A 20,478-nucleotide genomic window follows, 5' to 3' on the forward strand; every position below is an offset into this window, starting at 1 on the left:
CAAGTTTTGATTTTTAATAGAAAACATAAACTCATAAAAATGGAACTGCTGGGAATAGGCTCAAGGATAAAACACGAAAATTATGGTGCCGGAGTAGTATTAAACATCAAATCAGATGGCTACGAAGTAACGTTTATTGATGAAGGAACTCGAAAAATTAAGTTTAATGCACCTTTTGAAATAATCGAGTCTGTGACACCTGACGCCGATATGGTCAGCCTTTTTGATGTGGAAAGATCTCTGACCAAAATTTTGCAAAATTGGATGGATGCTACTGAAATTGTTCCCCTTGGCGACCGATGGAAAGGCGGAAAAATGATATTGGAACCCGGGAAGACGGGTTTGGCTTCAAAAGAAATACCCGTTGAGACCTTCTTTCACAAAATCGTGATGATGCGGGATAAACTACGGGTTTTGGAGCAAAAAGTTAATGCGTCAATGATAAGTGATGAAGAAAAAGTGGATATTCAACAGTACATATCAAGATGCTATGGCAGTATGACTACCTTCAATATCCTTTTTAAAGAAACAGACCACCAATTTAAGAGCTAAAAAATTAATAATTAATATGATAAAAAAAATCCTTGAAGATTAATCTTCAAGGATTTTGTATTCTACTCTGCGGTTTAATCTCCGGTTTTCTTCTTTGTCGTTGGTCACAACCGGTCGGGTATCGCCATAGCCTTTAAATTTGATTCTTTCTCCGGGTATTCCTTTATTTACCAAATATTCTCTGACTTTATAGGCTCTATCGAGGGAGAGCTTCTTATTGGCATCTGCATCGCCACGGTTATCTGTATGACCTTCAATCTGTATTTTTAATTTTGGGTTGTTTTTCAGATAATCGGCTAGTTGATTAAGTTGATCGTAACTTTCCGGCAACACGGTGGCATCGCCAAGGTTGAAATAAACTTTATCCAACTTAAATCCAGTCGCTGCACTATCAAGTTTTTCACCCACAGGTATTTCAGTTTTAGTTTCTGTTAGTTCCTCTTTTTTGAGGGGTTCAAGATAAATGTCTCTCTGAAAACTACCTTTATTAAAAAATACTTTGGGATCAAAACTATCTTCCTGGCCTTCAAAACCTTCTGAAGTCACAACATATACCAATTCTTTATTGGGTACAAAAAACTCATAATTGCCTGATTTTGAAGTTAAAAGTGAATCTACTTTGTTGTTATTTTCAGGATCCAAACAAATTATTTTTGCAGAAATTGGTTTACCAGAATTGGCATCCAAAACCTTACCATACAACCTGAAATCCTGACTTTCTTCGACCACATCTTCCTGATTTTCTTCATCATCAGTTTTAGCAATTTCTTTTTCAGGGACTATGGTTTTGTTATTTTTTTCACCCGGATTTTTAATTGTAATTCCGTGAAAATTCCAATAGGTCATTTGCTCCTGTTTATCTGCATTGCTTTCAATCAGATCAATTAACTCATATCCAGGGCTTAATTTTTCAAAATATACTTTAAAACTATATTTTTTGCCTGGTTGGGCATCAATTCTATCGGGCGAAGCGGGTATTCCGGTGACTTTTAAAAACTTATATTTTTTACCATCCGAGGTCTTGATAAAAGAAGTTTTTTGAAAACTTATGGTTGCACCGCCAATACTTTGCATCATCTGCATTAGGATCATCTGACGCTCCATGGGATTAATATTTTCAAGCTCCCTTTTTTGTTTTGGATTATTCTCAAAATACTCCTTAAGTGTTTCTTTCTGAGTTTTAGCCACAAATTCCATGGACACAATGGTGTGTTCAGGCGTAATTTCCACCTTTGTGATGCTTACATCTTTAGTAGATTTTTTCTTGATTTTAGGGTTTTGGGTAATTTGTGCAAAAGCCCCAAAGTATGATACAATGAATAAAAATAAAAGTATTTTACGCATAGTTTACCTGTATTTTTAAGGTAAAAACGCTCCCGAAGTACGTTTAGTTTATGAAAAAAGTTAATAAGTGTTAAAGACCAGATATTAATCTCTGAGGTCTTTGCCAAGCATATTCTCAAAGTTTTTGAGCTCGCCCATCATCACCAAAATATCCTGTTCAGAAAGAATATGGTTTTCGTCAACGTGAATATCAACCACAGATTTATTGCTTTTCATTCCCAGGAAATTCTTCTTTTCTTCAAATCGCTTGATGGCGATTAATTTCAGGTCGTATTTCTGATCAAAATTTATACTAGAAATCTGCCGACCCAAATATCGTTCCGGCACTTCGATTTCGATGATACTGCAATTGTCGGCAAGGTCAAATGATTCAACCACTCCTCTCATTTCCAGCTGCTTGGCAAACATTTCCGCCGCAATTTCTTCCGGATTAAAAATGGTTTCAATGCCAATAGACTCTAAAACTGTTCTGTGAACCGGGTTTATGGAACGACCGATAATTTGTTTGGCATTATGCTGTTTCATCAATGCCGTGGTGATAATAGAAGCACCTACATCCTCGCCTATCGCGATAATTACAACATCTATATCTTTGATTGGCAACGAATTGTATGATTTTGCTTTGGTAGAATCAATACTAATGGTATGAGTGATCTTATCTTTATATTGATCCACCACATCAAAACGGCTATCAACACCAAAAACCTCATGACCCATACTGGTCAATCGCATAGCCAATGTTGAGCCAAAATTTCCTAATCCAACAACTATATATCTCATTTTTTTAAAAAATAATAATTCTTTTTCTTACAAAACTTGTACGCTGTCTTTTGGATAGCGATAATTTTCACAATCTACTTTTTTAAACACACCAAATAACATCGTAAACAAACCTACCCTGCCCAAAAACATACTAACAATTAACACCAGTTTGCTGCCATCAGACAGCTGTGGAGTAAGATTGAGAGATAAACCCACAGTACCATAAGCCGAAAAACATTCAAAAGCCACTTTGTGCAATGGGATTTGAGGATCAAATATACTCACCATAAAAATAGCGACACCTAATATCAAAAGTGAGAGAAAAATTACGACAAAAGCCCTTAATACCGAGCTGTTTGATATTTCTCTTTTAAATAGTTCAATACGGTCTTTTCCACGAGCCAAAGCAATTACATTCGTAACTGCAAGGGTAAATGTAGTTACTTTTATACCACCTCCTGTTGAGCTTGGTGCTGCACCAATCCACATCAAAAGTATATAAACCAAAATGGTTCCCTGCATCAATTTACCCATATCAACAGTATTAAAACCGGCTGTACGGGGAGTTACAGAGCCAAAAAAAGACTGGACCCATTTTCCATAGAAAGTTGGGTGTTCTCTGAGCACATTATTAAATTCTAAAAAGTAATAAATCAAAGTTCCTGAAACCAATAATATAAATGTACTGGTCAAAACCAATTTGCTATGGACCCCCAGATTTCTGGCCTGAAAACTTATTCTTTCATTAAAAAAGAAATATCTCACAAAACCCTTTAAATACGCTTTGGAGGTCTGGTACATGTCTATAACCACAGGAAAACCTATACCTCCCATGATAATTAAAAAAGAGATAACTAATTGAAAATTATAACTATATCTGATATTTTTGTTAAAAAGTCCGTCAGGAATCGTCGAAAAGCCAGCGTTACAAAAGGCTGATATAGCATGAAAAAAAGAAAAGTACCAATCGGAAAATGAACCACCGGGAAGATTGGAATTAGTAAAAAAGTAAATTAAAATTGCTCCGGCAATTTCGACCGCAAATGTATAAAACAGTATTTTTTTCAGGATGCTAAAGAGAGAATTTGGTTGATCTGTTTCAATAATATTACTCAAAATCAAATGATTACGAAGTGACATACCTCCCCGAAACAACACCGCAAAAAAGTTGGTAAATGTCATTAGGCCAAGTCCACCCACCTGAATCAATGCCAGAATAATATCATGTCCCAGATTGGTAAATTTACTCGAAACATCGACCGTAGCCAGGCCGGTAACACAAACGGCACTAGTTGAAGTAAAAAGAGAATCTATAAGACTAAGGTTTCCATGTGTAGCTGAAGGAATAAGAAGCATGGCAGTGCCCCAGAATATTAAAGCACTAAAACTTATGGTGAAAAGAATGGAAGGACTCATGAGTGAATTTTTGACTTCCGCAGAAACCACCATCAATCTCAACAAAAAGAAGGTTGTGATGAGAATATAAAGAAAATACTCACTTGAAAATATGTCGTTGAGGCCTTTTAAAAAATTAAATAAGAATAAGCTGGAGAATATGATAAAATCTGTGATATGTTTACGCTGAAAAATGACTTTAAACCTGCTGGCCAGCAATTTAAAAACCCATTTTACCAAAAACAGAAGCATCAAAACCCTGGGAATCTGCCTTAATACATTATTTACAGATGAGGTAATATAATTTTCTTTGGGAAATCCAATCTGGTAGATAATTAGTAAAAATCCAGAGAGAAGTGTAAGAAAAATAATACGATTCAGCCTTTTGACTATTTTGTCTTCGAGGAGCGACAAAGTATCCTCATAGTCAACCCATTTATCTTTTAGGTTCAAAGTTTTTCCTTATTTCATTAAATTAACTGACAAAAGTATGAAAGGTTTTTCAATATGCAAATCTTTCTGTTTCAAAACCACTAACATCCATATTTACAATGTGTTTGTTCATAATTTCTGCCAGTAATTTGCCTGAACCAGGTGCAAGACTTACACCCATCATGGCATGAGCCGTATTAAAATAGAGATTCCGGATTTTTTTTGAGCCACCAATATAAGGTAATCCATCAGGTGAGCATGGCCTCAAACCCACCCAAACATCCTCTTTTTGAGGCATTTGCAATGGAAAATCATTGAAATAAACGGGTATTGACTTTACAATGCCTTTTACCCTGTTCATATTTTTTTCATGATTTATTCCTCCGATTTCCATCGTGCCGCCAATTCTCAAAATATCCGGCATCATGGGAGTCATAGCAACTCTGGCTTCTGTAAGAATCGAAGGATACCGCATTTGGTTTTTTTCTTCAGACTTCAGACTAATACTATATCCTTTTCCCGCCTGAACGGGCAAATATATTTTTAATTTTTTTGCCAAATTCTCAGACCATGAACCTGTGGCCAGAACCAGGTCCTGAATTTCCTGAGTTTTTCCAGAAAATTTAATCATGGAAACAGTATCTCCTGAGATTTCAAAATTATCAATTGTTGTTTTATGGTGAAATATTACCCCATTATTTACTAAATATTCTTTAAGATTTTTAATCAAAATTCCCGGATTAAGATGTGCGTCGCCCGGAAAAAAAACTCCCCCGGCAACTTCAGGATTTAAATGGGGTTCTTTGATTTTTATTTCATTCAAATTCAGGACTTCGGCATTAATTCCAATTTTATTGGCCCATTCGGCGGTTTCTATTTCTTCTTCCAGGCCTTTTTCGGTTTTACAATACATGATTAAACCCTTCTGTATCAGTCCGGTTTTAAAATCATCGGAATCTTCAATTTTCTGATATTCTGATTTTGATAAAAGACTTATTTCCTTTAAAAATGGAACAGATTTGAGCATGTTTTTTTCTGAAGCCGCTTTATAAAAATTCAAACCCCATCTTAAAAGACTCATCGAGATTTTAGGTTGAATATAAAAAGGACTTTCACTGTCCAGAAGCCATTTTAGACCTTTTTCGATGATTCCCGGTGAGGCAAGTGGCACAAAATGGCTGGGCACCACCATTCCGGCATTTCCATAAGAACAGCCATCTGAACCATCGGTAGCATCAAATATGACTACCTTTCTACCTGATTTTAATAGATAATATGCTGTGAAAAGTCCGATTATTCCTCCACCAATAATGACGGTGGGTTTTTCTGTTTTCATTTTCTGAAATTATATGACTTGAAATCCAAACGCATAGGGGTCGTCGGTTTCATTGATATTTATAAAATTTTCACCATAAATTCTTGCCCAACCTTCTACACCCGGAATGATCGCTTCAAAATCTCCAACTTTGGTTTTGGCCTCCACCGTACCGATAAATTTACTTCCGATTATGCTTTCATGAATAAACTTATCACCTGCTTTAAGCTTTCCTTTGGCTGCCCATTGGGCCATCCTTGCCGAAGTACCCGTGCCGCAAGGTGAGCGGTCAATGGCCTTATCACCGTAAAAAACTGCATTTCTGGCACTGGAGTCCACATCAAGCGGTTTGCCGGTCCACATCACATGAGATAAACCGTTGATATTTGCATCTTCGGGATGAACGAATTGGTGCTCTTCGTTAATTTTTGCCCTGATTTCTCTGGCCCAGGCCACCAATTGCTCGGCGGTATAGTTATCCAGTCCCGGAAAGTTGGGTTGGGGGTCAACAATGGCATAAAAATTTCCACCATAACTTACGTCAACAGTTAACTGACCCAGTCCGCTAAATTCTACTTTGATATTTTCTTTGTATAAAAAAGATGCCACGTTGGTCAATTTCACCGATTTAACCTTCCCTTTCTCGCTTTGATATTCAATTTTCACCAAGCCGGCAGGTGCTTCCATCAATACTTTTCCTGGAGTTTTAGGCAAAATCAAGCCTTTTTCAATACCAATGGTTATAGTTCCAATAGTACCGTGACCACACATAGGCAGACAGCCGCTGGTTTCGATAAACAGAACACCAACATCATTTTTGGGATCAGACGGAGGGTACAAGATACTTCCTGACATCATATCATGGCCGCGAGGTTCAAACATAAGACCTTTTCTCACCCAGTCAAATTCCCTAAGAAAATGAAGCCTTTTTTCAGACATACTTTCTCCGGTTAATTGAGGTCCACCTTTGGCAACCAATCTTACCGGATTACCGCAAGTATGGGCATCATAACAATGAAAATCCTGATTAATAGGCATGTTACAATTGAGGTAAAACTGGCCTTTTTGCCAATGCTTTTTCAATAATATCCAAAATTGTCTGCCTTTCCTGTCCGGCAAGAGGCAGGCGTGGTTCACGAACCCATTCAGTTCCTAAACCTGTGGCTACTTCTGCCAACTTAATATTTTGAACAAATTTATTTCCAATATCAAGATGTAGAAGAGGGAAAAACCAACGATAAATTTCCAGTGCTTCTGCAAACTTCCCCTGCTTAACCAATTCATAAATCACGACCGTTTCGCGTGGAAATCCACAAACCAAACCAGCTACCCAACCGTCGGCACCCATCATAAGGCTCTCGAGAGCGAGGTCGTCCACACCACTGAAAATCTTAAATCTATCGCCCAAAGAATTCTTGATATCCGTAAGATTCCTGATGTCACCGGTTGACTCCTTCATGGCCACAAAATGTTGATTTTGAGCCAATTCATGAAACATCGGAATTGAGATAAAGTTTTTGTATGCTACCGGATTATTGTAAGCCATTACGGTAAGGTCGGTGGTATCAGCTACAGAATGCATATAATGTAAAATCTCACGGTCGTCGGCATGATAACGCATGGGAGGGAGCATCATGAAGCCTTCAGCACCCAACTCTGAAGAGTATTTGGCAAGCTTTTTTGCTTCAGAAGTTACACTTTCGGCAATAGTCATAATTAATGGTACCCTGCCCGCAATAGTACTTTTTGCTTCCTGAAGCAGACTTAATTTTTCGTCAAATGACAAAGTGCCGTTTTCGCCCAAAGAACCACAAATGATGATTCCATGAACTCCTGCCTCTATTTGTTTTTCGATATTAAATTTAAAAGTTTCAAAATCGATGCTTTGATCCTGAAAAAAATTGGTTGTTACGGCGGGGTAAACGCCTTCCCATGTTGGAGTCATATTCAAAAAAATAAAACATCAGGCCATTAATAAATACCTGATAATAAAAACTTTAAATAATTTAAAAAATTAAACTGCCGGTGTATCCGGGCTTTTGGGTTTGATAAGTCCTGAAAACAAATCAGAAATCATTTTTTCTGCCTCAGGATATTTCTCTTTTAAACTTTGCATGACCTCATTCATTTTTTCACTGGCTCCGGTTTTCAGGTCTTCAAAGTATTCAGGAGCTTTTTCAATGGCAGATTCCGCTTCGTCTTTTAGTTCATTTCCCTTGGTTTTCAAGGTTTCCATCAGTTTTTCGCCTTCTTCAGTCTGAAGATATTTGTTTAATGCAATACCCGCAGCGGCCCCTAAAATAAAGGTAGCCAGATGTTTAGATGTTACTCCCATTTTATTGTTGATTTTATGTTTAAAGGTAAAATATTAAAGATTGATACCCAAGAATTATGTATTAATATTATTTTAATGTCTGAAGAATATTCTACTTAAAAATAGGTATTCATATCTTCCCTAAGTTTATCTAAAGCACTACTAATCAATTTTTTGCAAGGCAAATCCTGGGTTTTTAAAATATGCAATGAGCCCTCTTTGGCAGAATTTCCTTTTGGCAATTGTTGCAAAATAGAATGCAAATCGCTGATAGTGCTGTTTGCAGTAATTTCTATGAGTTTCCAGGTATCATCAGCCACATAAATTTGTTGAGCCGCATTATGGTGCAGTTCGTTTCGGATATCACCAACAATATGACTTTGGAGGTCTGAAAGACTAATTTGGTCAAGTGGCAGCCTTGTCAAAAGGTTTTCAGGCTTGATACGTTCCAAAAATAAAGCCATACGTTCATAGGCTTGTAAGCGTAGTGGTAGGGCGATTTCCTGGGTGCTTTTGATTTTTGCAAAATTAAAATGACGGTTAAGGAAATAGTTATAGATCAGAAAAAGAACAGTTAGTACCAAAATCGCAGGTATGCCTATTATCAATAATTCATTTAACATCCGTTAGTTTTTTGTTCAAAATTATGCGGTTGGTTTCTTAAAGCCAAATTAATCCCCAAAAACATGGTTTTATTCTTATTTGGCATGATTTTAGGTAAATTTTAAAAAAATATAGCAACAGGTATTAATGTTTAAATCACTTCTTAAAAACAAAGTTTTTTTATGGCTGGGAGTAATCACTCTTGTAGCCGGTGTGATTTATTATTTAGTGGTTGATAAAAATAATTATACGGGATCAGATTTTTTTTACCAGCGAAAACTGCAAAAAAAGATTAGCCTTGAAATTAATAATGCCCAAATAGAATCAAATCAAATAAAAGAACAATACAACGCCACCAATCCAAAGTCTTTCCAACAAATAAAAATCGCTACCCTATTTCCCTATTACATTTATAAAAATGGCAAAATTTCTTATTGGTCAAATAATAATTATATACCTGAATATGAGACCATAAAGAACATAAAAAACACCGAACTTATAGAATTTCACCAAAACAAAGGTATATTTTTAAAAAATGACTTTAAATTAGGAAATGATGATATCAGCATTGTTTCGATTGTATATCTGTACCGTCACTATCAAAATCAAAACGATTATTTACAGTCGAGTTATAACGACCAGTTATTTCAGCCTTTTCCTCTGAAAATTTCGAAAACCCCTTATCAAAAATCACTCGATATCAAATCAGTGGAGGGCGAAGATTTGTTTTATTTTACTGCACCTCAAAAAGACAATTCCTTAAATACCGAAATACCAAAAAACACACTGATTTTTCTTGGTTTAACCCTTATTTTTTTCGCTTTATATATTTTTGGAAAAGTAAGAGAATTAGCCCAGGTACATAAATTCGGGGCCGCATTATTGTTGCTATTTGTGTTTGGGTTTATTACCAGAATTATCATGCTGGTTACAGGGCTACCCTTTTCGGTAGTAAATAAAGAATTTCTCAATCCGACATTCTATGAAGGCAATATGTTATCTCCAACTTTCGGAGATACAGTTATCAATGGGGCATTTTTGCTTGTGTTTTTAACATTTGCAGCCTATTATTTTTACAGAAGTCAGTTTTTTTCCAGCCTTTCAAAAACCCGGCCTTTTATCAAAAGCCTGATTTCAGTTTTACTTGTAATCGGAGTCATGGCACTGGGACATTTTATGGGTTATAAAATTGAAAGTATTTATGAAAATTCGATGTATAATCTGGGATATTCGCTCGATCTGGGATTTTCTAAATATAGAGTAATAAGCTTTGCCTATTACTTTTTGCTATTGTGCAATTATTTTCTGGCTTCGCACATCGCTATTAACATTTTTCTAAAAATTCAATCCAATACCCGCATTGGCTTTTTTCATTGGCTTTACGGATTTATTGCCGGCAGCTTTATTTTCTTTTTCTGGCAAAACTCCTCAGTGTATTTTCTATTTTCAGGCATATTTTTTCTCTCGGTTTATTTTTTCAAACTTTCGAGGTTTTTCTATGCTTTACGGTTCCAAACCCTCCTGTATTTTATTCTTGCTGCTTTTTGTTTTGCTTTGATTTCAATAGTAGCAGTCGAAAAACAAGAAACAAAAAAGAACCTTCTGGATAAGAAAAATTTTGGCCTTAAATACCTTGCCGACAACGACTTACTGGGCGAAGGCTTGCTCGACAGGTTTGGTAAGTTAATCAAAAACGATAGCAGCATTATCAATACTTTCTCCAGACAAAATCTTACCGCAGAGAGTATAAGTCAGCAAATCAAAGATTCAAAACTTGACATGTATTTTGACAAATACGATGTAGATGTAAAGGTTTTTGATGCCACGGGAAATAATTTTAATCCTGATGAATCGGCCATGACTTTGACTGATTTCGAACAAAAATACCGACAGGATAATTACAAAACTGATGTCAAAGACTTATTTTTTGTAAATGAAACGGGAAATAATTTCATCAAGGAATATGTGTATTTTAATCAGATTTTGTCAGGACAAACGCCGGTTGGAACTGTAGTACTGGATCTGAAACTTAAAGATGAAAATACCAATAGTGTATATCCAGAACTTTTGCTCGACAAAAAATATGTGCAAAATCCAGAGTCAAAACAATATAGCTACGGCATATTTGACAATACCGGAAGAATGATTTTTAATTCGGGAAGTTTTAATTACATGATGAATTTCCCTTTAAAAAACCTTGAGAATCAAAAGATTTTTGAAGAAGAACAAAGTGTAAACGGATTTACCCATTTGGCCATAAAAGGCAGCAAAGGCCGAATTATTATCGTTTCGCAACAAGATACCAATATTAAAAAACTCCTTTCAAACTTCTCATTTTTATTCCTGATGTCAATAATGGGCATCTCAATTCTTTTGAGTTTGTTTGCTTTTTTAAATGGTTTCAAGAGTTTTTCGATGAATTTTTCTACAAAAATTCAACTCTACCTCAACGGTGCCTTTTTATTGCCACTTATTATCCTGATTATTCTTACTTTAAGTGTAGTAAGAACCACACTTGTGACAATACAGGAAAAATCATTTCTTGATAACACCAAAAATATTGCGAGTACCGTGAAACTTCATCTCGAAAACTACCAGAGTGGAAAGATGAGCAAAGGTTTTTTTGAGGGTGAAATCAATGAACTTTCCCGAAATACTAAGGTTGATATCAATATTTATAATCAGGGCGGAAGACTAACATTTTCGACCCGACCACTGGTATATCAATATCATCTGTTGTCAACGTATCTCAATCCTGTGGCGTATAGCAAAATAGTTGAACAAAAAGCCAACGAAACCATAAGCGACGAAGCATTGGGAACGCTCAACTATAAAACAGTATATCTGGGCATAAAAAGTGGAAACAATCACAATCTGGGCGTTGTAGGAATTCCGTTTTTTGATTCCAAAACCATGCTTGACCAGCAAGTGAAAGAAGTGGTTGCGACCATCCTTATCATTTTCCTCTTTATGTTTTTGCTGTTATTGGTTCTATCGTATTTTGCGAGTTCAAACCTTACGGCACCGCTCAAACTTATAGCTCAAAAACTCAAAAAAACCAACCTCGACAAACTCGACGAATCAATAGAATGGGGCTCAAATGATGAGATTGGTTTGATGACCAAGTCTTACAATAAGATGCTTAAAAAGCTCAATGAGAGCAAGTTGGCACTTTCTCAAAGCGAAAAACAAACAGCATGGCGTGAGATGGCCAAACAGGTTGCACATGAGATTAAAAATCCTTTAACGCCAATGAAACTTTCAATTCAGCAACTCCAAAGGACCCTTCCGATGGATGATCCTAAATCAAGAGACAGAATACAAAGGGCCTTGAATTCATTGAATGAGCAGATTGACAATATCAGTGAAATCGCCAATTCGTTCTCAGAATTTGCGAAAATGCCGGTACCAAGAAATGAAAGATTTGAATTGGTTGCGTCGGTGCAAAAAACAACTGATTTATATTCTCAAAATAACAATATCAAAATTGATTTCGATTCATCTGAAACCGAAGTGTTTGTCTTGGGCGACAGAATGCTGGTCAATCGTGTCATAACCAACCTGATTCTGAACGGGATACAGTCAGTACCGCCAATCCGCCAGCCGGAAATCAAGGTAAAAGTTTATAAAAACGAGGAGGAAAATTTCGGAATGATTGAAGTAAAAGACAATGGTAGTGGTATTCCGGAAGAGATCAGGAAAAAAGTATTTATTCCAAATTTCAGTACCAAAGTAGGTGGCTCTGGACTTGGACTCGCCATGGCCAAAAGAGGAATTGAACATGCTGGAGGTAATATTTGGTTTGAAACTGAAGAAGGCGTGGGAACTACTTTCTTTATTGATCTTCCAATTTTCTAAATAAGGGAAAAGTCATTGTCTCCTTATTCAATTTTCTTATTCCTACCACATTCTTAATTATATTTGCATTGAATTTAATTATTAAGAATGGAAGTCAAATCCTTTGTATTTTCCCCTTTTTCCGAAAACACCTACGTGCTTTTTGACGAAACCAAAGAGGCTGTCATTATTGATCCGGGTTGTCTTTCACAATCAGAAAAGGAAAAACTCAAGGCTTTTATTGCTGAAAATCAACTCATTGTAAAGGCACTTCTTCTTACTCATGCCCATCTTGACCACGTGTTTGGAGCAGCTTATGTCAAGCGTACTTTTGGGGTGGAAATGTATATGCATCCAAACGAAAAAGTGATTCTTGACGATGTAGAACTAAGATGTAAAACCTGGGGTATTGAAGGCTATGAACCTGTTGAAGCCGATAAATATTTTAGTGAGGGTGATACTTTCAAATTTGGAAATTCCAGCCTGGATATCGTATTTGTCCCAGGTCATGCACCCGGACATGTGGCATTTATTTCTCATAAAGACCGCTTTATAATAGGTGGAGATTGCCTTTTTAGCCGTAGCATCGGTCGTACTGATTTTCCGTATTGCAGTCATACTGATTTATTAAATTCTATCCGAACAAAATTCTTTACTTTACCTGGCGATTACGTGGTGTATGCGGGTCACATGCAGCCTACCAATATTGGTGAAGAAAAACTATATAATCCTTTTTTGAAATAAATTTTTAATTTTGCAAATATCTGAATTTCAATAATTAATGAAAATATATACCATCCCAAATCTTATAACTTTAGGCAATCTGGCTTGTGGTATTCTGGGGATTATTTTTGTATTTGATGGTGACCTGCAAATGGGCTCCAAACTTATGTTGCTTGCCTTAATTCTAGACTTTTTAGATGGTTTTGTTGCACGGATGTTTAACATGGGCTCTGACATAGGAAAACAATTGGATTCATTGGCCGACATGGTTACGTTTGGGGTTTTACCATCGTTTATTTTGTATTTTTTGATGAAAAATATCTCAGGCATTAATCCATATTTGACTTATTTCCCGATTATTCTGGCAGCTGCTTCGGCATTAAGACTGGCAAAATTTAACATTGACGAAAGACAATCTGACAGCTTTATCGGTTTGCCCACGCCAGCAAATGGGATGGTTGTAGCAACTTTCCCTTTTTTGATTTCAGAACCCGGAATTGCTCAACAATTACTTCAAAATCAGTGGATTATAATAGGATATGTTTTACTTTTTAGTTTTCTGTTAAATGCAGAAATCCCTCTTTTTGCCTTAAAATTTAAAGATTTTTCCTGGAAAAAAAATAATATCAAATACCTGTTTCTTGCAGGCTCTATTATTATTCTTGGCTTTATTCAGCTTGCAGCTATTCCACTAATTATTCTTGCTTATATTTTGATTTCTTTTATTTTTAAGTCAAAAATTTAAATAAGCTATACTCAGGTTTTTAATTATTTTTCTTCAGAAATTTTTCTGTAGTAATTGATTTTAAATATTCATAACTTCCTGATTTAAAAATCCTGAATTCGTCCTGATCGGCAGTACTTGATTTTGATATGGTTTTTGCCTCTTTGAGCCAGGAATAGAAATTTTGGGGTACAGGTGAAAGCTCATCATCTAATTTCAAATACATCAAATGTAAATGGGTATCACTTCTCCGATGCATAGCATTAAAGCCGGTACGACCTACTTCTCCGAGTTTATCGCCGGGTTTTACGATATCGCCGGGTTCTACCACCACTTTTCTATGATGGGCATAATACCAGAGGCCACCACGCTCAAAATCATACACCCAAACATAATTACCTCCCCGATAACTGGAAGTGTCAGACCACGATTTTTCTGTTGCCAGCACAACTCCATGACCAACTGAAACAATATCAACAAAAGAACTTTTCCTGTCATCAATACAGTCTTGATTGGGATCGTAAATAAAGATATCATGTGCTGGATGGCTTCCATTTACTGAATAGTCAAACAAGTTGAAATTTCTGACATAAAAACCCTTGCCCTTTCCACCGACTGCATTCAGGTTACTACCTGTTAGTGGAAAAACTATATTTTCAATTTCGGATTCAGGAAAATGATTTGGATAATTTTCACGCAAAAGCATCATAATTTGTTGAAATTCAGTCTTTGCTGCATCAGGACTAATCCTCTGCGTTCTGATATCAACGAGTAATTCTTTATATCTTTCAAAAAAGTCATTTCCCGGTCCAAAAAGAGGATTTATGCTGGCATCAGCCTTTAAAGAAAATACAGAAAATAATCCCACTAAAATTAATAACTTCATCCTTTTGATTTTCATCTGTGAATGCAAATATATATAATAAAATTTTGGAGTGAAATCCTGCGGGATTTAATGCAATTTGCTTCTGATTTTATTGAATAATTCAACTAAAAAATTGATTAATTAGTATAAAAATGGGATATTTGTGTTTCATCTTAAAATTTAACCTTGAAACGTAAACTCAGTAAACATAAATCATTCTTCGGATATTTTGCAGCTGCGGGCTCGGGGGTAATTGTCCAATATATTGTTGGTTCAATTCTATGTATCAGAATTCTTGGAACTGCCTATGAGACAGGCGTTTCGATTGGTTATATTGCCTCTGTTCCGGTGGGATTTATTCTTACCAAAAACCTGGCTTTTTCTTCCAAAAAATCTGGCAAGACTAATTCGGAAATTCTTAAATATCTTGTAGTTTTATTTTTTTCCTATATTATCACGGTTAAAGGTGCTTATTACACTTTATTGGCACTCAAAGCAATGTTTGGCGAGTTTGAGGTTACACTTCCGATTATTGACTACAAATTTAGCCCTATTGGTACTATCAGCCACTTTGCGGGATGGGCTTCAGTTTTGTTTTCAATTATTTCACTCACAAATTCTTTACTTTTTCTGACACAGGAATGATGAATAAAGTAAAAGGAATGAGAAGAAATTAAAGACTTCTTTTTATCAATTCTTTAAAAATCAGGGTCATTTTGGGCTCGGCAATAGCTGCCGCTGCCAATATCTTTGAAAGTTCGGCTTTTTTGAGGGTTTCAGGAATACACATGTCGGTGATAACGCTCATCCCAAATACTTTAAGGTTTAGTTGACGGGCCATCATTACTTCAGGAATGGTACTCATGCCCACAGCATCGGCACCCAACATTCTGAGCATGCGGTACTCGGCTTTGGTTTCTAGTTGAGGTCCGGTTACGCTCACATACACACCCTGGTGCACACTCTCTATCTGAAGTTCATTTGCGATCGAAACGGCAGAAGCTATTAATTCCTGGTCATACGGCTCGCTCATATCGGGAAAACGGTCGCCTCCGAAATTGTGCTTTCCTCTCAGGGGATTATCGGGCAAAAACTGTGAAATGTGGTCATTGATGATCATCAGGCTGCTTTCTGAAAAATCAGGATTGAGACCACCTGCGGCATTGGATACCAGCATAGTTTTAATGCCCAGTGCTTGCATTACACGCACTGGAAAGGTGATCTGAGCCATGTTGTAGCCTTCATAGTAGTGAAACCTACCCTGCATACATACCACAGGCTTGGAATCTATATAGCCAAAAATCAGACGAGACTGGTGAAATTCTACGGTGGCCTCCACAAAGCCAGGGATTTGTTGATATGGAAAAACATGCAAAACCTCTATTTCATCGGCCAGTTTGCTCAGTCCGGTTCCAAGTATGATTCCGGTTTGGGGTAAAAAATCTCCGATTTGAGATTTTAGAAATTCTACGGCTTTGATGAGTTGATTTTCCATTTTATGCAAAAAAAAAGATTGAATTCCGGGTATAAGCCCAAAATCCAATCCTAAAAACTAAAATCTTTTTTATTAAAGAGACAACGTGCCTTTGCGGGCTGCTTTCAGAATAGTAGCTTCCAAACCATTTTTGTTGATGGTACGGATTACGCTAGTAGCCACTTTCAATTCTACCCATACGCCTTCAGACTCAAGGAAAAATTTCTTGGTTTTTAGGTTAGGATAAAACTTACGTTTCACTCTGTTGTTGGCGTGCGAAACGTGGTTACCTGAACTGGTTCTCTTTCCGCTTATTTGACAAACCTTTGACATGATTAACAAATATTATTTATTTAATAAAAATCTTCGATACTGAGTATTCGATTCACCTAATTGGGCTGCAAATATCCGAATTTTTCCTGAAAAAAAAAACTTGAATTAAGAATTTATCTCAATAAGGGCAATTTCTGCAATTATTTTTACAACAATACCCTCTTTTGAGATGATATTCCCGTGTAAAAACCATCAAACCATTGGCATCGAAGTAATAATCGAGACCTTCTTTGAGCTTATTTTTTGTTTTGTTTTTCATGGAATAGGAGGTTTTGAGAATTTAAATGTTTTAATGCTAAATTCAATATATCAAACCATAAGATATTAAAATCCAAATTATATTTAATGTAATATTTTCCCTAATTTTAAAAAAATAAACAATTTACTTTTAATTATTTTCAATGTATGAATCTTAAAATACTGGATAGAATAAATATTGGGTTCAATTCACTTCTTGAACTTTGTGAATCACCAATTGAGAAACAATTTTTGGAAGAATTCCTCAATATTATTAGTCACAGTTTATTCTTTGATTTTAATGAATTTAGTGACCTTTCTTTTAGTTTTATTAGTGAGGTAAAGAATGAGTTAAGAAATAATTCCACTAAGCTAATTCAAGATGATTTGATAACAGGTGATTACTATAAAATAATTGGATTTCAACTTAACGGAATTGAAAAGTCATCAGCAATTTTAGGCACATTAATTAGTGAAGATTTTAATACAGTTTTAGATTCAAATGGGTATTTAAATTTATATAACTCCTCAAAAATAAACTACAATGAAAATAAAAATGAAATAACCGCAATAAATATAATTAAATTATTACCACAGCATAAAGTTGGTAAATACCGATTGGATTTTGCAATAACTGCTGAAAGATATTTCAATAATGAGTGGATAACCATTTCGAAATACAACATAGAATGCGATGGTCATGAATTTCATAGTACAAAGGATCAAATAAGAAATGATAACTTTCGCTCAAGAGAATTATTATTAGATGGATGGCAAACTGTCAGATTTAGTGGTTCGGAAATCCATGCAAAAAAAGGATTAGGCAAATTCATATATGAATTGTTGTATTCTATGACAAACAAATGAATATCCTCCTAAATCAAAACTAAAAGTTTAAGAATTATATAGATTAAATGAAATTTTTGTCGAAATTTCTCAAATGCTGAGCCCTTTGAAATTTTTTAAATGTCTAAACAAAATCGAAAAAATTTTGACCAAAACTACTTCAATCAATCGGCACCTCGGTGGACCATTTTACCTCGGTCATGACAAACATCGACTGGGCGTTTTGTATGTTTTCAAGAGCTGCCAGTTTGTTGACCATAAAGTTTTGGTAGGCATTCATGTCTTTTACTATTACTCTCAACAGATAGTCAAAATTTCCGGCGATATAATAGCACTCCACCACTTCTGTAAACTTCACCACTTCCCGCTCAAACTCCTGAAGATACGGCTTGGAATGGTCACGAAGTTGTACATTGCAATAAGCCATGAGCGGTTTTTCGAGCTTTTCTTTGCTCAGTAAGGCCACATAATTCTGGATGATGCCTTCCCGCTCCAGCCGCTTGATTCTCTCATAAATGGGTGTTTGGGACAAGCCCAAATCATACGAAAGCTCCTTGGTGGTAATCCGGCTGTTTTTTTGGATGGTATCCAGGATTTTTTTGTCGATATCGTCTAATTCTACCATGATTTTTTATCCAAATAATTCAGAAAAAACTTCTTCTAATTTACTCACTGACAATATTTTAATCTTAAAATCTTCAGGTTTTATGCTTTTCAGGTGATTTTTGGCAATAAAAATTTTCTCATAACCCAGCTTGGCCGCTTCCGAAATCCGGCTTTCAATGCGGTTTACCGGCCTCACTTCCCCACCAAGACCCACCTCGGCGGCAAAACAATAGGAATGACTCACCGGCAAGTCTTCATAAGATGACACAATGGACACACACACCGCCAAGTCTATAGCAGGATCCTCCACTTTCAACCCACCGGCTACATTGAGAAATACATCTTGTGTGCCCAGTCTGAAACCACCTCTTTTTTCCAAAACCGCCAGTAACATCTGCAACCTGCGGGGGTCAAATCCATTGCTAGACCTTTGAGGGGTACCATAAGAAGTAGTACTCACCAAAGACTGAATTTCTATCTGCAATGGCCGGTTGCCCTCAATCATGGCTGCAATGGCCACCCCAGAAAGACTCTCCGATTTTTCAGAAATCAGAATCTCTGAGGGATTGGTTACCTGACGTAACCCTGAACTTAGCATTTCATAAATCCCTAATTCTGAACTGTTTCCAAAACGATTTTTGGTCGTCCTCAAAATACGGTAAGTCATATATTGGTCACCCTCAAACTGCAAAACGGTATCGACAATGTGCTCAAGTACCTTCGGACCTGCCAATGAACCATCTTTTGTGATATGACCAATCATAATCACCGGCACGTCAGATTCTTTGGCATATTTCATGATTTCAGCGGCACATTCCTTTACCTGTGAAACACTTCCGGCACCACTTTCGATGAGGGGTGAAACAAGCGTCTGGATTGAGTCGATGATGACAACATCCGGTTCAACTTGTTCTATTTGTTTGAAAATCAAATCGGTAGAAGTTTCAGTCAGTACATAACATCTCGGATTGGAGTACGGTATTCTTTCTGCCCGCATTTTTATTTGCTGCTCACTTTCTTCACCCGAAACATACAATACAATATAATCTTTAAGGCTCAATGCCAGCTGTAGCATCAACGTGGATTTCCCGATTCCAGGCTCCCCTCCTACCAGCGTGAGTGAACCCGGTACCATGCCCCCGCCTAAAACTCGGTTAAACTCCTCATCTTCCGTGATGATACGGTATTTTTCAGCTTTATTGATTTCAGAAATAAGTCTGGGTTTAGAGGCAGTTTTTGAAGCAGAACCAAACCGCCAGCTGCCCTTTTCGGGTTCATCTTTGGCCAAAAGTTCTTCAACCATGGTGTTCCATTCGTTGCATGAGGGACACCTTCCCAGCCATTTTGGTGAATTATAGCCACAACTTTGACAGAAATAAGCCGATTTAAGCTTAGCCATTTTGTTAAGAACTCGTTAATTTTGTACTAATAACTTGCAATATACGTTAGTAACACGAATCAAAAAATTAATTATCAATCTCAAATTTTATGAAAAAAGCTATTTTGATTTTAGCTGCCATTTGTATCTCAAATTTGTCAATGGCCCAGTTTACATTAGGAATCAAAGGAGGGATCAACTTCTCAAGTATGGTTACCAATGCCGGTTCTTTTAGCCAGAACATTAAAGAAAGTAAAGACACTAAAACAGGTTATTCGTTTGGTGTTTACAGCCGTATCGGGAAAAAATTGTATCTGCAACCCGAAGTTTTATTTGCCACGAAAGGCGGTAAAGTTGATTTTGTACCGGTTGGAGGTGGTAGTCCCGTAAGTGTGGATATCAAAACCAATAATATTGATATTCCGATACTGATTGGTTATAAACTTTTTAACAGAATCAGAATCAATGCAGGTCCGGTGGCCTCTATTAAAATCAGTGAAGACCAGAAGTTTTTAGATGAACTCAAAAAAGTGACCAATGATGTAGATGCTGCTTTTGAAAATGCTACTTTTGGATATCAGGCAGGTGTGGGCATAAAACTTTTGGGTTTTGAAATTGACCTGAGAAATGAAGGTAGCTTGAGTAATTTATCTTCTGATAAATTTAATGACCCAAAATTCAGCCAAAGACTTAACGGCTGGCAACTTACTATCGGGCATAAGATTTTGTAATTATAGA

Annotated in this window: 21 protein-coding genes; 7 read left to right on the forward strand and 14 right to left on the reverse strand. The window is 36.4% G+C overall.

Translation table 11 applies throughout. The features are described from left to right. The first annotated feature begins 39 nt into the window (after positions 1–39). Positions 40–552 (forward strand): hypothetical protein, encoded by a 513-nt coding sequence (locus IPP61_19215; GenBank protein ID MBL0327259.1) that lies wholly within the window; start codon positions 40–42, stop codon positions 550–552. Positions 553–591: 39 nt separating this feature from the next. On the opposite strand, the gene IPP61_19220 is transcribed toward IPP61_19215, so the two are convergent. From IPP61_19220 to IPP61_19255, 8 genes are all read right to left on the reverse strand, one after another. Beyond that, the gene (locus IPP61_19220; GenBank protein ID MBL0327260.1) at positions 592–1,896 is read right to left on the reverse strand and encodes an OmpA family protein; all 1,305 of its coding nucleotides are present in this window, start codon (positions 1,894–1,896) and stop codon (positions 592–594) included. Positions 1,897–1,980: 84 nt separating this feature from the next. Next, complete coding sequence (locus IPP61_19225; protein ID MBL0327261.1) at positions 1,981–2,676, reverse strand: TrkA family potassium uptake protein; 696 nt, start codon at positions 2,674–2,676, stop codon at positions 1,981–1,983. 27 nt (positions 2,677–2,703) lie between these two features. Continuing rightward, positions 2,704–4,506, reverse strand: a complete 1,803-nt coding sequence (locus IPP61_19230; GenBank protein ID MBL0327262.1) for an ATPase — start codon at positions 4,504–4,506, stop codon at positions 2,704–2,706. Positions 4,507–4,555: 49 nt separating this feature from the next. Next, positions 4,556–5,821: an FAD-dependent oxidoreductase gene (locus IPP61_19235; GenBank protein MBL0327263.1), complete on the reverse strand. Its 1,266-nt coding sequence runs from the start codon at positions 5,819–5,821 to the stop codon at positions 4,556–4,558. A gap of 9 nt (positions 5,822–5,830) precedes the next feature. Then, complete coding sequence (locus IPP61_19240; protein ID MBL0327264.1) at positions 5,831–6,832, reverse strand: 4-hydroxyproline epimerase; 1,002 nt, start codon at positions 6,830–6,832, stop codon at positions 5,831–5,833. A gap of 7 nt (positions 6,833–6,839) precedes the next feature. Then, entirely contained in the window at positions 6,840–7,745 is a 906-nt protein-coding gene (locus tag IPP61_19245; protein MBL0327265.1) for a dihydrodipicolinate synthase family protein, read from the reverse strand. A 69-nt stretch (positions 7,746–7,814) separates the two neighbouring features. Then, on the reverse strand, positions 7,815–8,135 hold the full coding sequence (locus IPP61_19250; protein ID MBL0327266.1) for a YtxH domain-containing protein: 321 nt from the start codon (positions 8,133–8,135) through the stop codon (positions 7,815–7,817). A 95-nt stretch (positions 8,136–8,230) separates the two neighbouring features. Further along, the gene (locus IPP61_19255) at positions 8,231–8,737 is read right to left on the reverse strand and encodes a hypothetical protein (GenBank protein ID MBL0327267.1); all 507 of its coding nucleotides are present in this window, start codon (positions 8,735–8,737) and stop codon (positions 8,231–8,233) included. A gap of 127 nt (positions 8,738–8,864) precedes the next feature. Here IPP61_19255 and IPP61_19260 point away from each other — a divergent pair, with 127 nt between their 5' ends. From IPP61_19260 to pssA, 3 genes are all read left to right on the forward strand, one after another. Further along, positions 8,865–12,575 carry a hypothetical protein gene (locus IPP61_19260; protein MBL0327268.1) on the forward strand — a complete coding sequence of 1,237 codons (3,711 nt, stop codon included), beginning with the start codon at positions 8,865–8,867 and terminating at the stop codon, positions 12,573–12,575. Positions 12,576–12,662: 87 nt separating this feature from the next. Beyond that, on the forward strand, positions 12,663–13,298 hold the full coding sequence (locus tag IPP61_19265) for an MBL fold metallo-hydrolase (protein MBL0327269.1): 636 nt from the start codon (positions 12,663–12,665) through the stop codon (positions 13,296–13,298). 37 nt (positions 13,299–13,335) lie between these two features. Next, entirely contained in the window at positions 13,336–14,022 is a 687-nt protein-coding gene (pssA, locus tag IPP61_19270) for a CDP-diacylglycerol--serine O-phosphatidyltransferase (protein MBL0327270.1), read from the forward strand. A gap of 19 nt (positions 14,023–14,041) precedes the next feature. Here pssA and IPP61_19275 read toward each other — a convergent pair whose 3' ends face one another. Continuing rightward, positions 14,042–14,887 (reverse strand): M23 family metallopeptidase, encoded by an 846-nt coding sequence (locus IPP61_19275; GenBank protein ID MBL0327271.1) that lies wholly within the window; start codon positions 14,885–14,887, stop codon positions 14,042–14,044. A gap of 165 nt (positions 14,888–15,052) precedes the next feature. Here IPP61_19275 and IPP61_19280 point away from each other — a divergent pair, with 165 nt between their 5' ends. Next, the gene (locus IPP61_19280; protein MBL0327272.1) at positions 15,053–15,511 is read left to right on the forward strand and encodes a GtrA family protein; all 459 of its coding nucleotides are present in this window, start codon (positions 15,053–15,055) and stop codon (positions 15,509–15,511) included. A 28-nt stretch (positions 15,512–15,539) separates the two neighbouring features. On the opposite strand, the gene IPP61_19285 is transcribed toward IPP61_19280, so the two are convergent. The 3 genes from IPP61_19285 to IPP61_19295 form a co-directional block, all read right to left on the reverse strand. Next, positions 15,540–16,361, reverse strand: a complete 822-nt coding sequence (locus IPP61_19285) for a purine-nucleoside phosphorylase (GenBank protein MBL0327273.1) — start codon at positions 16,359–16,361, stop codon at positions 15,540–15,542. A gap of 72 nt (positions 16,362–16,433) precedes the next feature. Further along, the gene (gene rpmB / locus IPP61_19290; protein ID MBL0327274.1) at positions 16,434–16,673 is read right to left on the reverse strand and encodes a 50S ribosomal protein L28; all 240 of its coding nucleotides are present in this window, start codon (positions 16,671–16,673) and stop codon (positions 16,434–16,436) included. A 118-nt stretch (positions 16,674–16,791) separates the two neighbouring features. Next, entirely contained in the window at positions 16,792–16,932 is a 141-nt protein-coding gene (locus IPP61_19295; protein ID MBL0327275.1) for a hypothetical protein, read from the reverse strand. 146 nt (positions 16,933–17,078) lie between these two features. Here IPP61_19295 and IPP61_19300 point away from each other — a divergent pair, with 146 nt between their 5' ends. After that, a complete protein-coding gene (locus IPP61_19300) occupies positions 17,079–17,777 on the forward strand; it encodes a hypothetical protein (protein ID MBL0327276.1) in 699 nt (232 codons plus the stop codon). Between the two features lie 139 nt (positions 17,778–17,916). Here the strand turns inward: IPP61_19300 and IPP61_19305 are convergent, their stop codons facing one another. Further along, positions 17,917–18,381: an Lrp/AsnC family transcriptional regulator gene (locus tag IPP61_19305; GenBank protein ID MBL0327277.1), complete on the reverse strand. Its 465-nt coding sequence runs from the start codon at positions 18,379–18,381 to the stop codon at positions 17,917–17,919. A gap of 6 nt (positions 18,382–18,387) precedes the next feature. After that, a complete protein-coding gene (gene radA, locus IPP61_19310; protein MBL0327278.1) occupies positions 18,388–19,761 on the reverse strand; it encodes a DNA repair protein RadA in 1,374 nt (457 codons plus the stop codon). Positions 19,762–19,850: 89 nt separating this feature from the next. On the opposite strand from radA, the gene IPP61_19315 reads away from it, so the two are divergent. After that, positions 19,851–20,471 (forward strand): PorT family protein, encoded by a 621-nt coding sequence (locus IPP61_19315; protein MBL0327279.1) that lies wholly within the window; start codon positions 19,851–19,853, stop codon positions 20,469–20,471. Positions 20,472–20,478: the final 7 nt, after the last annotated feature.

This window comes from Cytophagaceae bacterium (assembly GCA_016722655.1).
Lineage (GTDB): Bacteria > Bacteroidota > Bacteroidia > Cytophagales > Spirosomataceae > Leadbetterella.